The sequence below is a fragment of the Bacillus sp. AK031 genome, from assembly GCF_053903065.1.
In genome coordinates, this window is sequence record NZ_CP096424.1 from 3,037,891 (window position 1) to 3,053,224 (window position 15,334).

The 15,334-nt window shown below is 41.7% G+C and carries 14 protein-coding genes and 1 tRNA gene; 5 read left to right on the plus strand and 10 right to left on the minus strand.

Annotated features, from left to right (window positions below; genetic code table 11):
* Positions 1 to 306: 306 nt before the first annotated feature.
* The 4 genes from M1E09_RS15570 to M1E09_RS15585 form a co-directional block, all read right to left on the minus strand.
* On the minus strand, positions 307 to 870 hold the full coding sequence (locus M1E09_RS15570; protein WP_456271760.1) for an EAL domain-containing protein: 564 nt from the start codon (positions 868 to 870) through the stop codon (positions 307 to 309).
* The gene (locus tag M1E09_RS15575; protein WP_456271761.1) at positions 855 to 1,325 is read right to left on the minus strand and encodes a hypothetical protein; all 471 of its coding nucleotides are present in this window, start codon (positions 1,323 to 1,325) and stop codon (positions 855 to 857) included. The genes M1E09_RS15570 and M1E09_RS15575 overlap by 16 nt, the downstream gene beginning before the upstream one ends.
* Positions 1,326 to 1,502: 177 nt before the next feature.
* Positions 1,503 to 3,071 carry a peptide chain release factor 3 gene (locus M1E09_RS15580; RefSeq protein WP_456271762.1) on the minus strand — a complete coding sequence of 523 codons (1,569 nt, stop codon included), beginning with the start codon at positions 3,069 to 3,071 and terminating at the stop codon, positions 1,503 to 1,505.
* A 415-nt stretch (positions 3,072 to 3,486) separates the two neighbouring features.
* Positions 3,487 to 3,723: a YueH family protein gene (locus M1E09_RS15585; RefSeq protein ID WP_456271763.1), complete on the minus strand. Its 237-nt coding sequence runs from the start codon at positions 3,721 to 3,723 to the stop codon at positions 3,487 to 3,489.
* 203 nt (positions 3,724 to 3,926) lie between these two features.
* Here M1E09_RS15585 and M1E09_RS15590 point away from each other — a divergent pair, with 203 nt between their 5' ends.
* Entirely contained in the window at positions 3,927 to 5,144 is a 1,218-nt protein-coding gene (locus M1E09_RS15590; protein ID WP_456271764.1) for a NupC/NupG family nucleoside CNT transporter, read from the plus strand.
* A gap of 783 nt (positions 5,145 to 5,927) precedes the next feature.
* Positions 5,928 to 7,001 carry an aromatic acid exporter family protein gene (locus M1E09_RS15595; RefSeq protein WP_456271765.1) on the plus strand — a complete coding sequence of 358 codons (1,074 nt, stop codon included), beginning with the start codon at positions 5,928 to 5,930 and terminating at the stop codon, positions 6,999 to 7,001.
* A 44-nt stretch (positions 7,002 to 7,045) separates the two neighbouring features.
* On the opposite strand, the gene M1E09_RS15600 is transcribed toward M1E09_RS15595, so the two are convergent.
* The 4 genes from M1E09_RS15600 to M1E09_RS15615 form a co-directional block, all read right to left on the minus strand.
* Entirely contained in the window at positions 7,046 to 8,515 is a 1,470-nt protein-coding gene (locus M1E09_RS15600) for a UDP-N-acetylmuramoyl-L-alanyl-D-glutamate--2,6-diaminopimelate ligase (protein WP_456271766.1), read from the minus strand.
* Positions 8,516 to 8,624: 109 nt separating this feature from the next.
* Positions 8,625 to 9,650, minus strand: coding sequence for a DmpA family aminopeptidase (locus M1E09_RS15605; RefSeq protein ID WP_456271767.1), 1,026 nt, complete (start codon positions 9,648 to 9,650; stop codon positions 8,625 to 8,627).
* A 161-nt stretch (positions 9,651 to 9,811) separates the two neighbouring features.
* Entirely contained in the window at positions 9,812 to 10,150 is a 339-nt protein-coding gene (locus tag M1E09_RS15610) for a KGG domain-containing protein (protein WP_456271768.1), read from the minus strand.
* A gap of 225 nt (positions 10,151 to 10,375) precedes the next feature.
* Positions 10,376 to 11,428 (minus strand): M42 family metallopeptidase, encoded by a 1,053-nt coding sequence (locus M1E09_RS15615; RefSeq protein WP_456271769.1) that lies wholly within the window; start codon positions 11,426 to 11,428, stop codon positions 10,376 to 10,378.
* Positions 11,429 to 11,580: 152 nt separating this feature from the next.
* Between M1E09_RS15615 and M1E09_RS15620 the strand changes: the two genes are divergently transcribed.
* Both M1E09_RS15620 and kynA read left to right on the plus strand, forming a co-directional pair.
* A complete protein-coding gene (locus tag M1E09_RS15620; protein WP_456275011.1) occupies positions 11,581 to 12,972 on the plus strand; it encodes a peptide MFS transporter in 1,392 nt (463 codons plus the stop codon).
* Positions 12,973 to 13,157: 185 nt separating this feature from the next.
* A complete protein-coding gene (gene kynA, locus M1E09_RS15625) occupies positions 13,158 to 14,000 on the plus strand; it encodes a tryptophan 2,3-dioxygenase (RefSeq protein WP_456271770.1) in 843 nt (280 codons plus the stop codon).
* A gap of 131 nt (positions 14,001 to 14,131) precedes the next feature.
* On the opposite strand, the gene M1E09_RS15630 is transcribed toward kynA, so the two are convergent.
* A tRNA-Val gene (locus M1E09_RS15630) sits at positions 14,132 to 14,203 on the minus strand.
* A gap of 198 nt (positions 14,204 to 14,401) precedes the next feature.
* Here M1E09_RS15630 and M1E09_RS15635 point away from each other — a divergent pair.
* Entirely contained in the window at positions 14,402 to 14,626 is a 225-nt protein-coding gene (locus M1E09_RS15635; protein WP_456271771.1) for a hypothetical protein, read from the plus strand.
* Positions 14,627 to 14,672: 46 nt separating this feature from the next.
* Here the strand turns inward: M1E09_RS15635 and M1E09_RS15640 are convergent, their stop codons facing one another.
* A complete protein-coding gene (locus M1E09_RS15640; protein WP_456271772.1) occupies positions 14,673 to 15,227 on the minus strand; it encodes a phosphatidylglycerophosphatase A family protein in 555 nt (184 codons plus the stop codon).
* Positions 15,228 to 15,334: the final 107 nt, after the last annotated feature.

A 15,334-nucleotide genomic window follows, 5' to 3' on the forward strand; every position in this document is an offset into this window, starting at 1 on the left:
CTTCTCTATCAACATTTAAGCTTTCTGTATGTGTAAGACAACGTATTCCCCTTTCTCCTTGTTGCTTTGGGAAAAGGTTGGTTGACTCCCACTGTGATATGCATGACTTTGCCCGATCCCTGGTATCTACTCAGAGGGCGGGCGCTCATCAAGCAGGAGACTCTCGCCTTCCACTCCAATAATTGTTTACGAAAACAGACTTAGTATAAGATTATTTCATGAAAAAGATACCAATCTATCCCACTTCCACCATATAAAAAGGAAGAGGCGTCAATCCTCTTCCTTGAAACTCTTTGCATTTAACTGTCAAACCAAGAGAGGCTGCCTCGCTTTCTCTTCAGGTTTACCGATATAATACCCCTGGGCAAGGTCTATGCCCACAGTTTTACAGTAGTCAAACTCTTCTTTCCTTTCAATTCCCTCTGCCAGTACTTTGATCCCCAACTCTTTGGAGATATGGGAGACTTCCTTCAGGAATGCTTGGTTTTCCCGAATCGAATCACAATGGCTTACATAGGAACGATCTACTTTAACATAGTCCGGCTTGATCTGGCCGAGCATCTCAAGTGTAGCAAATCCTGATCCTACATCATCCAAAGCTACTTTCATACCTTCTCTTCTGTAGACAGCGAATACATTTTTCAGGTGGTCGATATCCACTATTTTTTCAGTTTCCACCACTTCAAAGACAAGGTCTGAGGGATCTACTTTGTACTTTTCTACAATGCTGAAAGTGTGTTTCAAGCAAAATTCCGGATTGTAGATGGTTGAGGGTAGAAAATTGATGAAACTTTTTATCCCGTTCTCTACATTTCCTTTTCGGCAGCGAATGGCTGCCTCTCTTGCTCTCTGGTCTAACAGGGAGTGCAAGCCTGTCTCATTGGCCGTTTGAAATAAGAGACCAGGTGAAATTTCCTTCCTATCATCCCGGAGCGAAGCAGGGACTCAAACCCAAAAAGCTGGTCATCCTGCAATTGGATTATTGGCTGAAAGTGGCTGATAAGCTTTCCTGTTTGGATAAATTCGACTGCATCCCGTTTATGCATCCTTTTATAAAAGTCATGAAAAGGAACGACCCGTGGGGTATTTCTCCCGTTTGAGATTCCTGCCCCCCAACTTCCCCTGCTTAATATGGGATCAAATTCCTTCAGCATCAATAATAGTTGATCGAAGTCATTATAAATAAAGCGATATTTATTGTCCGGTTCAGTTGTTCCTGAAAATGAGAGACTGCTGATGTCCAGCTCTTCATTTCCTTTTACAGTCAACAAACCGCTTTCATAGAAAGGGATTGATATTCCGCAATTGATACATGTGTTTTCCATCGGCACTCTTCCCCCATCCATTCATCATATTTTTTAGAACTTATTACCTATTTTATTGTCTAAGTGTAACAGTTAAGCAGACTATTGACCACTTTCATCAACTGAAAGAAAGTTCAACTCATAGAAAAACAGAGGAAAACATATCTCCTCTGTTTACTGCTTCTGAACTGCCTGGCCTTATAATAAACTGTATAGGTTGATATCAGGGTTTTTGTCCTGGAACCATCTCATCGCAAAATCATTTTCGAACAAGAATACAAGGCGGTCATGCCGGTCTTTTACAAGCAGGCTTCTGGAGCTGGACATTGATTCTTTAACATCTGATTCATTTTCTATCCAGCGTGCAATTTTCCCACCGATATTTTCCATTATGACATCTACATTGTATTCATTTTTCATCCGGTGTTCAAACACTTCATATTGAAGCTGTCCAACAGCTCCAATGATGATATCTTCTGTTCTCAAAGTCTTGTAAAGCTGGATGGCCCCTTCCTGAACAAGCTGATGAATGCCTTTATGGAAGTGCTTCTGTTTCATCACATTCTTGGCTGTCACCCTCATGAATAATTCCGGGGTGAACTGAGGGAGTTTTTCATACTGAATCATTTCTTTTCCTTCAACGATTGTATCTCCAATTTGATACGTCCCTGTATCATAAAGGCCGATGATATCGCCGCTGACTGCTTCATTGACTGTACTCCGGTCATCAGCAAGAAACTGGGTGGATTGAGACAGTTTTATTGATTTTCCAGTCCTAGTAAGAGTCACATTCATTCCTCTTTCAAATTTCCCGGAACATATGCGTACGAATGCAATTCTGTCTCGGTGGGCCGGGTTCATGTTAGCCTGGATTTTAAAGATGAATCCTGAAAATTCTTCTTTAGCAGGGTCCACTTTGCCGACATCTGCTTTACGTGGCTGCGGAGACGGGGCAAATTGCAAATAGGTTTCAAGAAAAGTCTGCACCCCAAAATTGGTTAATGCACTCCCAAAGAACACAGGTGTAAGTTCGCCATTTGCAACCTTTTCTTCAGAAAAATCATTTCCAGCCTCATTCAACAGTTGAACATCTTCAAGGGTTTGTTGATAAAGTGAAGATGATTTTAACTCATGGTCCTGGGCGAGTTCCCCATTCTCATCCAATTCAAGAAATCTTTCTTCATCTTCCACTCTGAATTGTTCAATGCGATTATAATGCCTGTCATAAATACCGTGAAATTCCTTCCCCATTCCGATTGGCCAATTCATTGGATAGGATTCAATACCGAGAACCTCTTCAAGTTCTTCAAGAATCTCAAGAGGCTCTCTTCCCTGCCGGTCCAGTTTGTTGACAAACGTAAAAATCGGGATGCCTCTCATACGGCAAACTTTAAATAGCTTGATTGTTTGGGCTTCAATCCCTTTTGCTGAATCGATAATCATGACAGCACTGTCAACTGCCATCAATGTTCGATAAGTATCTTCACTGAAATCCTGGTGTCCAGGTGTATCCAAGATATTTACCCGGTATCCGTCATAATCAAATGCCATTACGGATGAGGTCACAGAGATTCCTCTCTGCTTCTCGATTTCCATCCAATCCGAAGTGGCAAATTTGCCTGTTTTCTTACCTTTAACTGTACCGGCTGCCCTTATAGCACCGCCAAATAGCAGAAGCTGCTCCGTTAAAGTTGTTTTCCCTGCATCAGGGTGGGATATAATTGCAAATGTTCTTCTGGAAAGAACGTCTTCCTTTAATCTATTCATTCATTAAACCCTCTCATTTATAAAATCTCACTCTTCATCATATTCTTTCCTCCGTTTGTTTGCAATATAAAGAGGGAAGACTCATTGGTTAATTGTGTCTTCTTTTGGCCCCTTTCATTTTGTCGCTATACAAAGAGTAAAGTGATTTCCACTCCAGGAGCGCGACTCCGCGGGGCGTGCGGTGAGCCTCCTCGGCTTCGCCTGCGGGGTTACGTTCCGGTGGGTACGTAACCTTGGTCTCACCTGTCACGCTACTCCCGCAGGAAGTCGCGCTCCTTCCGCTCCAATCGACACATTTTAAATTAGGACAGAAAATAATACTAAATATTATCAACCTTTTAGAAAACAGCGTTTCATAAATAGAGCTGCTAATGACATAGGTCCGGGTGATTATATCTTAGTAATGAGCCGTTGTTTACATCTCTCTCGTCCAATTATAGATACAAGCAGAGATTTCTTCTGCTTCAGCCTCTTCCAGACCGCTTCCTTGTAACGAATCTTTTAGCATTTCTCTTAAATCTGCTGTCTCGTAAGTGAAATCCGAAGACCAATTCAGACTAGGGATTGCTGCCATAAAGTATTCTTCTTTCTTATTCTCATAAATAAAAACCTTCCGTTCAATGCCGCCTGCCAAGCTATTTCTGATTTTCATTTTCAACTATCCTTTCCAAAATAGAATCACCGAAATGGATCGGTAAAAGCCTCTCAACAAAACCATCACTAAGTGGGATAAAAAAAATGAAACACTACATAATAAAAGTGTACCAATATTAATCAGACAGATTGGTTTACATGAAGAAAATTTTAAAGTAATCTTACTATCCTAGCAAGAATATTACATACGAGGTGAGAAGTTTGCAGTATATTTGGGGTATCATCGGGATTTTAACCGTATTGGCCATCGCTTTTATTTTCTCCAAGCATAAACGGTCCATTAACTGGAGGACTGTTCTGGGCGGATTGGCGATTCAGTTGTTCTTTGCCTTTATCGTCCTAGAGACGAACTGGGGACAAGTAGCATTAAATGAATTCACTAAAGTAGTCAACAATATTATCAACTATTCTAATGAAGGCATTAACTTCCTGTTTGGCGGTTTATTTTCAGAGGAATCAAATATTGCTTTTGTATTTGCCTTTAATGTTTTGCCTGTTGTCATATTTTTCTCTTCCCTGATTTCAGTCTTATATTACCTGAAAATCATGCAGGTTTTCATTTACATTCTGGGCGGAGGCCTTTCCTGGCTGCTTGGAACGAGAAAAGCAGAATCAATGTCTGCTGCGGCCAATATATTTGTAGGCCAGACGGAAGCGCCCCTGGTTGTACGGCCTTATTTACCGAAGATGACAGAATCCGAGCTCTTTGCCGTCATGACAGGAGGCCTGGCTTCTGTAGCCGGTTCCGTACTGATCGGATATTCACTCCTTGGGGTTCCATTAGAATACCTTCTTGCGGCCAGCTTCATGGCGGCACCTGCCGGTTTGGTCATGGCTAAATTGTTCATCCCTGAAACAGATGATAAGCCGGAACCTAAAGAATTTGAAATGGAAACAGATTCAGAATCAACAAATGTAATCGACGCCGCAGCAAGAGGTGCATCCGTCGGATTGGAATTGGCATTAAATATCGGAGCGATGCTTTTGGCTTTCATTGCTTTAGTTGCTTTAATTAATGGAATCCTGGGTTTATTCGGCGGACTGTTTGGCCTGGACAACCTTTCATTGGAATTGATACTCGGCTATATTTTTTCTCCGCTCGCATTTGCTATCGGTGTACCTTGGGATGAGGCCGTTATTGCCGGTAACTTTATCGGCCAAAAGATTGTCATCAATGAATTCGTTGCCTATTCAGCCTTCGCTCCTCAAATTGAGGAATTATCACCTAAGACCGCGGCGATTATCAGCTTTGCGCTATGCGGGTTCGCGAACCTTTCTTCTTTCGGGATTCTTTTGGGAGGATTAGGAAACCTCGCCCCCGACCGACGGAAAGATATTGCCGCTCTTGGACTAAAAGCGATTGTTGCAGGTGCGCTTGCATCTTTATTAAGTGCAGCGATTGCAGGAATGTTTGTTTAATACAATAAAAAAGACCACCGTGATTGATAATATTAATCACGGTGGTCTTTTGTTTTTCTCCCAGAACAGCCTGGGATGAAATGCAGCATTTTCTTTTGTAGTAGCCTGTTGGTGTACTGTGTTCCTCCAGCGAGGTACATCATTTCTGCTTTTTTACCCCATGATGTCCTTCGCTCTTCCAACGAGGGACATCATTTCTTCTTTTTTACTCGATGATGTCCTTCGCTCCTCCTGCGAGGGACATCATTTCATCTTTTCTACCCGTTGATGTCCTTCGCTCCTCCAACGAAGGACACCATTTCTGCTTTTTTACTCGATGATGTCCTTCGCTCCTCCTGCGAGGGACATCATTTCTTCTTTTTTACCCGATGATGTCCTTCGTTCCTCCTGCGAGGGACATCATTTCTGCCTTTCAACCCAATGATGTTCTTCGCTCTTCCAACGAGGTACATCATTTCTTCTTTTTTACCCGATGATGTCCTGCGTTCCTTCAGCGGGATACATCATTACTGCTTTTCTACCCGATGATGTCCTACGTTCCTCCAGCGGAATACATCATTTCTTATTCACTCCCCTGGCGATTTCCTTCAGGCTTGCTCGAGTGAGATACTTCATTATTCTCTTATATCTTGAAAGTACCATCACTCACCATATAAGTGAAAACTACCATCGAGGAACGAAAACACATTTACTTTAATACCAAAGATACACTTCAATCAAATGCCTTTTGCTTTCTGAAGCTTGTTTTTTTATACTGTAGTCAGGAGTAAAGGAGAAATTCATATGACGAAAAACAGAAAGAAATTCAAACTGATCGGTGGCAGAGTTATCAAAACGGCAATAGCCGTTTTTTTGACGGCTTTAATTTGTTATTGGCTCAACCTTCCCCCGGCATTTGCCGTAATTACTGCAATCGTAACAGTCGAACCTACTGCTGCAGACTCTATAAGAAAAGGGCTTGTTCGTTTTCCAGCCTCTGCTATAGGTGCAGCCTTGGCAATTTTGTTTACATTTTTCTTTGGAGACAGCCCGGTAACCTATACACTTGCCACTCTTTTTACCATTGTCATCTGCCACAAACTTCATCTGGAGGATGGGATGCTCGTTGCGACTCTCACAGCGGTAGCAATGATTCCCACAACGACGGACCATTACCTTATGTCATTTGTCACCAGGCTGAGCAGTACCAGCATCGGACTGATCGTTTCTACACTTGTTAATATTTTCGTCCTGCCGCCAAACTACTCACCAAGAATTACAACGATGACACATAATCTTTTCATCAAGACCGGCAATTTGCTTGAAACCCGGATTACGGAACTCGTAATCGATCAAAAAGCTGAAGGAAGGACGCACCTTCTGTTTCAGGAAATCAATAAATCGATGGACCTGACAGAAAAGCTGTGCCGTTATCAGCGTAAAGAATGGAAGTATCATCGTCACAGCCGGCAGGATATGAAAGTCTTCCATTATGAAAATAAAAAGATGAGCATCTTGAGACAGATACACTATCACTTGGGTAACCTGATGATTCTTCCCCAGCACGATATCATTTGGGCCGAGGAAAAACAACAGAAAATCCTGGTTGCAGTTCAATCTCTTGTAGAAATCATCCAGGATCCCCGGCATTACATTTCGGAGGAACACTATCATAAATATAAAGAACTGCTGGAAGAATTTTGGGATATTAAAGATGAGCTGAAAAATGTAAAAGAGACCGACCACCACCATTTTTTCTCAACTGAAACCGTCCTGCTGTACGAACTTCTTTCCATTCAGGATCTGACCGAAGAACTTTCCCATATTTATGAAATGCAGCACAGGAATGATTCCGCACTTATTCAGACTCCAGGGTAAATTCATTAAAAAGCCAGAGGCATTCGGCCTCTGGCTTTTTAATGTTACTTTCCATATTTTTGCTTGCAGTGTTCGATAGCGATTTCTTTATCACTGTGGGGATACTTAGTATTCTCAATGATTTGGTAATCCTCATGCCCTTTACCTGCAAATATAATGATATCTCCAGGTTCGCTTACATTAACAGCATGTTTGACAGCTTCTTCCCTGTCGCCTATCAAGGCGAAATTCTCATGCTTCATTCCTTTGCCAAGATCATTCACGATGCTGTCGTAGCTTTCGTAACGGGGATCATCTGTTGTCAAAACCACATAATCTGCAATCGAAGCCTTTTCAGCCATCGCCGGTCGTTTGGATTTATCCCTGTTTCCGCCTGTGCCAACAAGGAAAATGATTTTGTTCTCCTTAAAAGGAAGTACTGATTGTATGGCGTTCTCAATAGCATCAGGTGTATGGGCATAATCAATATACATCGACAACGGAGCATCTGAATGTACCTTTTCCATTCGTCCGCTGACAGGAGGAAGTTCACGTATAATATCCACAAGTTCCTGCACGGACATCCCCCTTGCAAACAACGTCGCCATTGCAGCTAAGATATTGTATACATTAAATTTCCCCAGCAACTTTGATTCAACTTTGAAATCACCTTCAGGGGAATGCAATGTGAAGGTTGTAATGTCATTATAATATTCAATATCTTCTGCCTTAAAGTCAGCATAAGCTTCCAGCCCATAGCTGATGACTTCATGTGCCGTCATTTTAGAGTATCTCTCATACCATTCATCATCACTATTTAAAACAGCATATTTTGGTTTTGAAAGATCCTGGCCCAACTGGGAGAAAAGAAGTCCTTTTGCATAACCATAGTGTTCCATTGTCTTGTGGTAATCCAGATGGTCATGACTCAAATTGGTGAAGGTCACCACATCGAAGTCAACTCCCCACAGTCTTCCTAGTGCAAGGCCATGAGAAGATACCTCAAGTACCATATTGTCAATATCACGGTCAATTGCTTTTTGGATCATCTCCTGATTTGTCATGACATCACAAGTTGTATTCTCGCTGGGAAACAGGTCTCCGTTCAAGTCAAACCCAATGGTTCCTGAAAGTGCAGAACTCTGTCCGCCCCTCCTCAATATAGAATGAATCAGATTTGTGACTGTCGTTTTGCCATTCGTGCCAGTCACACCGATGACATTCACCTTTAATGAAGGATAGTCATAGTATTTATTGACCAGCTGAGCCATCGCTTTAAACGTATCTTTTACTATGACCACTGCCGCCTTATCCAAATCGATATCAAGCTGCTTCTCGGCAATTATGAGAACAGCTCCATTCTCAACAGCTTTCTGGGCATAATCATGTCCATCAACTGTAAAACCTCTTGTACAAATAAACACGTCTCCTTCATCCACTTTACGTGAATCAACGTGCAGTTTCAAAATATTTGAAGGAAGTTCACCAAAAGTTTTCTTCACTTTTAAACAGGATAACAGTTCATATGTATTCATTTTCAATAACCTCACAGTGTGTTGAAATCAGATAATCTCTATTTTATATTACCATCAGTAAATTGAGAAGGAAAAGAGCACTCTTTCCTACAGGCTTTTTGGTGTAGATTCAGCGGCCAATACTTTTTCTGAAAGAACGAGCGATCCTTCCTTTTCGGCCCTCTGTCTCTTCAGCATGGTAAATGGATGAAACGATTGCCTCTTCTACTGATTCAGCAGCCGCTTGGAAAATGGTATTCATAATCGGATGATCTTCTCTGATCATACTGACTGTTTCAAAAAGGGCGTCATTCTGATGTTTAATTATATTCTGGGTGGAAAAGGCAATGACTATGTCACCACTGCCGTGATGGATATGGCTGCCTGCTCTGGAAAGACCGACAGCCGCCCGCTTGGACAGCCTTTTTAATTGCCTGTCTGTCATCGGGATATCGACAGCAAGAATAATCATTATCGATCCGTCAGGAAGTTTCTCACCTGCCGGGACCAGGTTGTGGTCTAAATATTTATTCTCTTCTCTTTTTCCAAAATTAGTCTGAACTAAACAACCGATGGTAAAAACCTTATCCTCTGCATGAATTACTCTCGACGCAGTACCTATGCCTCCTTTGAAGCCGAGACACATTGTACCTGCCCCTGCCCCGACAGCTCCATTTTCTGCCGGTCCTGCCGCTGCAGCTTCAATCGCTTGCTTTGCATGCGCTGGCTGTACTGCTTGAAGCCTTGGTGAATTCAAATAACTGTCATTGCACTCACCGACGATTATGTTGATAGAACCTGTACTTTCCCCTATTTCAGGAGTTGATTCTAACATGTATTGCAATGTACCCTGCCATATATTCCCGACAGAGAAAGTGTTAGTCAGCATAATCGGTGACTCAATCAACCCTAACTCATCAACCTGGACAAGTCCTGCTGTTTTTCCGAACCCGTTAATGACAAAGCTTGCAGCCCTCACTTTAGTTTGAAACAGGTTTTCTCCATGAGGCAATATGGCAGTGACACCTGTTTGTACCCGCTCACCATTTTTTCCCTTTTCTGAAAGTGTAACATGACCCACTTTTAGCCCTTCAATATCCGTTATACAATTATGTGCACCTTTCGGTAAACTTCCTATCGAAAACAATTTATTCATCCCTACACCTCATTATTCCTTGTCAAAAATCTTCTTATTAAGATTACTTCAACATTCACATTCTTTTTCCTGCAAACCTGCCATTTGTATGTAAAGAAGATCTGTGCCTGAAACAGGCACAGATCTTCTAATAATCTCTTTATTTCTCTTTTTTCCGTTCATCAGGAATTGTTGCTTCCATTGCGGTTTCCGCCTTTTTTGCCAATGTCCTGATAGAACTCCTTATCATGGCTGCGGCTTGTTGCCTCTCCGCCTTTTTCTCCGATGTCCTGGTAGAAGTCTTTATCATGATTGCGGCTTGTCGCTTCTCCGCCTTTTTCTCCGATGTCCTGATAGAATTCTTTATCGTGACTGCGGCTTGTTGCCTCTCCGCCTTTTTCTCCGATGTCCTGATAGAATTCTTTATCATGACTGCGGCTTGTTGCTTTTCCGCCCATTCGTCCGGCTTCTTCTCTCGACATTTTACCGTTGTTGTTATTGTTATTATTGTTGTTTGCCATCTTCTAAACACTCTCCTTTAAAAAGTTTAGTATTTAGCTTTAAGAAGCTTACATTAGTTTTATTATCCTTATAAAAGTCCAATAAACAAAAATAGTCGAATTATAGCGAATTTCATTATATTACCAATTCCTCAACCCGCACACTCTGCTTTTATTTCTCTAACAAAAAGATTCAAAAATAAAGAGAGGTCACCGCGGTAAGCGATGTAACCTCTCTTTGTGGATTTACTCAACCATTTCGGACTGTACATAGTGATAAAGAAGTTTCTCTGTATGATACAAGGAAGATTCATGTGTTCTTTCATAGGCATGTGAAGCGTCTATGCCAGCGCCAACCAGGCCGTGAACAATGTCGTGGCCTGCACGGATCGCCGCTGATGCATCTGATCCGTAGTAAGGGTAAATATCTACCTTGTAATCAATCGCATTGCCTTTGGCCAGATTGACCAGGTGCTGCCTTAATCCATAATGGTACGGGCCGCTTGAATCCTTAGCGCAAATGGAGACAGTATATTCATCCGAAGATTGCCCGTCCCCAAGAGCCCCCATATCTACTGCTAGGTATTCTACTGTTTCAGCAGTAATATTGGAGTTTCCGCCATATCCGATTTCCTCATTGTTGGAAATCAGGAAATGGGTAGTATATGGAAGAATGATGCTGTCTTCTTTGATTTTTTTTATCAATTGAAGAAGCATGCCTACACTTGCTTTATCATCAAGATGGCGGGATTTGATATAACCGCTTTCAGTGATTTCTGCACGAGGATCAAAAGAAATAAAGTCCCCTACCTCTATCCCCAACTCTCTTACTTCAGCCGGGTTCGACACTTTTTCGTCGATGCGGACTTCAATATTGACATCGTCACGTTTAGCTTCACCTGCATTTTTATATACATGAACAGAAGTTTGGTGCATGAGAATGGTCCCGGAATATTTTTTTCCTGAAGATGTTTCTATCTCACAGTATTCCCCTTCGACTGCATTCCAGCGGAAACCGCCGATCATTGATAACTTCAGGCGTCCGTCACTTTTAATATCTTTGACCATTGCCCCCAGTGTATCTACGTGGGCTGTCAGCATCCTGTGCTTGCTGTCATTTTCACCTGGAATGGTAACAATCAGGCCGCCTTTGCGATTTCTGTACATTTCATAGCCTGTTTCTTTTAAATAATCTTCTACATAAGAAATGATCGTATTCGTGTTACCAGAAGGACTTGGTATTGAAACCAACTGCTTGATCAGCTCCATAGTACTCTTTGTGTTTGGGTATGTATTCATGTTTCATTCTCCTTTCCCCTTTTGTAATATTATACCTTAAAAAGCCGGTTGAGATAAATTTTCACGATTTCCATCTATCTGAATAACCATCCCCGGGTTGGAGATATTCTAAGAATATATTGAGTCATCAAACATCATGATTATCTGGAGGTATTACTGTGGAATCAACCTTTTTAGACGATTTGCCTCAAGGGAAAAAACATCCTAAAGGGCTCTATCTTCTCTTCTTTACTGAACTCTGGGAAAGATACAGTTATTACGGGATGCGTGCGTTACTTGTACTATACCTGACTACACAATTCGTCAGCGGCGGATTGGGAGTGGATCCTGAAAGAGCGCTGCAAATATACGGGCTGTATACGGGTGCCGTTTATTTTTTCCCTGTATTTGGGGGCTGGATGACAGATCGTTTTATCGGTCTCAGAAAAGCGATCACCATCGGCGGAATTACAATGGCTTGTGGAGACTTCACGATATTTCTCACCCATTCCCAAGCAGGTCTTTACACAGGGCTGTCCCTCCTCGTTATCGGAAACGGGTTTTTCAAACCGAATATTTCTACACTTGTGGGTGAACTTTATCCTCGTAACGATAAAAGAAAAGACGCCGCCTTTACGATCTTCTATATGGGGATCAACCTTGGAGCTTTTTTCGCTCCTCTTGTTGCAGGTTTTCTGGCAGAGGATCTGTTTCTTACCACACTTGATACAGGAACGATTCACTACGGTTTTAAGTGGGCATTCCTTGCTTCTTCAATCGGAATGATTTTTGGTCAGGTAATCTTTTCAACCTTTAGCAGGAAATACTTGGGACAAGTAGGCTTAAAGCCAGCTAAAGCTTCAGCGTTTGAAACAAATGGAGAAAATGTCCCGCTGTCTCCTAAAGACAAACAGAGGACAACCGCCATATTAATACTTGCCTGCTTTGTTGTCTTCTTCTGGGCTGGCTTTGAACAAGCCGGCAGTTCATTTACTCTCTATACCAAGAATTTCATCGATAGAGAAGTTTTTGGCTATACGATTCCAGTTGCCTGGTTTCAATCTGTCAATCCTTTGTTCATCATCATACTTGCTCCGATCATTTCTGCTGTTTGGCTGAAACTTTCAAAGACCAGACGCGGGGACCTGAACATGACAACAAAGATGGGGATCGGGATGATTCTCCTGGGTCTTGGATTTATGGTGTTAATACCCGCAGTCCTGCAAACTGGCTCAGATGAAAATAATATTGTCGTTAAAGCAAACCTGATGTTCATCATATTTACCTACCTGCTTCACACACTGGGGGAATTATTCTTATCACCGGTCGGGTTATCCCTGGTCAGCAAAGTGGCTCCAATCAAAATCGCATCGTTGATGATGGGTGTATGGATGGCTGCTATAGGAGTCGCCAGTCTACTGGCAGGACAGCTTGCCTCATTGACCGCCACCCTTGGTTACCTCGAGATTTTCGCAGTGATCGGCGGAGTGGCCATTTTCCTTGGGATAGTGCTGTTGTTGATCTCCAGGAAACTTATCAACATGATGAAAGCAGAAAACGCATAAGGATTCAGCGAGCGGCAGATCTGATAGGTCTGCCGTTCATTTAGTCTGAAGTAAATTAATTAAAGGAATTCGGCAGTTTTACTAGAAATTTGTATTATAGCTATTTGCTATGCAATATAAAAAGGCTTTGGCCCGGCCGAGGCTCTTACGTACTAACAGGGGAAAGACACGGAGGGAGAAAAGCAATGAGCAAACAAAACGATGAAAGTATTTTTGACAAGGAAATACATACCGACTTTTTAAAAAAAATGACTTATGGAGATTATTTACAACTGGATTCGCTGCTTTCCAGTCAAAAAAGACTATCAGGGCATCACGATGAAATGTTATTCATCATTATCCATCAGGTAAGTGAGCTTTGGATGAAATTAATATTGCATGAATTGGATGCAAGCATTGATTTGATTAAAGAAGGTGAACTATCACCCGCTTTCAAAATGCTTTCGAGAGTGTCAAAAATTCAATCTCAGATCATTCAGGCTTGGGATGTCCTGTCAACCTTAACCCCTGCTGAATATATGGAATTCAGGGAAAAGCTTGGACAGGCATCAGGATTTCAATCCTATCAATACCGTATGATTGAATTCATGCTCGGTTATAAAACCAAACATGTGCTTGAAATCTATAAAAAAGATCCGGACCTTCAACAAGATTTGCTCCAGGCTTATGAGAAACCGAGTATCTATGATGTTTCCATTCTTGCATTGTCTAAAGCAGGGATCCCAATCCCGGACGAAGTTCTAAACAGGGACTTTACAGCTCCTTATCAGTTCCACCAATCAGTAGAGGATGCTTGGACAGCTGTTTATAAAGATGTCGACCGATACTGGGACCTGTATGAGCTTGCTGAAAAGCTGATAGATATTGAAGACTGGCTGCAGCAATGGCGTTTCCGGCATATGAAAACGGTAGAGAGAATCATTGGGCACAAAAAAGGAACCGGGGGATCGTCAGGTGTGGGATATCTAAAGAAAGTGCTTGATCACAGATTCTTTCCGGAACTCTGGGATGTGCGGACAAAATTGTAATAAAGAATGCTGTTTCAGCGTGTATTAGTACTTTTCGTACATGCAGTGGACAGGCAATGTTCAGCTGCCGATTTTAAAATCAGTATAAAAAAGCACCGCTTCTTAATCGAAGCGGTGCTTTTTTATATGTATGATCTGAGAGGGATTCGAACCCCCGACCCCATCCCTGTCAAGGATGTATTCTCCCGCTGAACTATCAGATCACGATTATGGGTACATATCTAATTATATGAAAAAGTGTCCGCTTGTCAATACACCTGAAGATTTTTTTTATAAAAAAAGTATAAAGAAACGTACGTTCGCATAAAATGATGATATCAGTCTTTCTAAAATGGTTTCTTTACTCCCCCCAAAAGAAATGACTGAATGCATTAAGCAGCCAGCTAAAAGGAGTGAATCGGGTGGAAAAGATTTTTAAGAAATCACATAGATATCATACTCCCATTCAGATTATTTATCATAGTGACCAAGGAGATTTTACGAAAAGAACGATTCTGATTAAGAAAATCGGAACGGAGCATATAAAAGCCTACTGTTTTTACAGACGGCAATACCGCACATTCAAAACTGAAAATATACTTGCCGCGATTCAGGCAGATCAGGTGTATCCCGTATGGTCCCATTAGTTGTGAGCAAGAAAACCGCTGAAGTAAATTTCAGCGGTTTATTCTTTCACCCTATTATTTCTTCCTCATCATGAGCTTTTATTTCTTCTTCTGTAAATTGCTCCTCTTTATCCCTTAAAAGATGTGCAATTCTAGAGGCTGCATTTGCTGCGATACTGGCGACCATATCATCCAGGAATGTATGAATCCCCTTCCCCACCTTTGTATCAAGATCTCTGATGACTCCGATTTTATTCTTATCAAGATGGCCGAAGGTCGTTACAGCTATACTTCCGTATCCTAATGACGCCCCTAACGCAATCGTTTCATCGACCCCAAACAAGCCTTCATCGGTTTCCACTATTGATTGAAGCGGTTCGGACAGCTGCTTATTTTCAGCAAGAACGTCAAGTTCGATCCCCACTAGAATGGCATGCTGTATCTCCCTCTTTAACAGGACTTTCTCAACACTTTCTATACAATCTTCCATATCCAGTTCAGGGTGATATGGGTATTGCATTTGATAAACAATCTCGGCGATATCTTCTACTGAAACGCCTCTTTCTTCCAGCTTCTGCTTAGCTGCATATGTAACATCTTTGGAATGTATTACTTTCTTCATTGCTTCTCCTCCTGCATATACGGCTTTTTACATATTATAGCATTCGACTGGCTAAATCTTGATAATTATTAAACTACCAGTCTTCAGTATTTTTCACAATAAATATG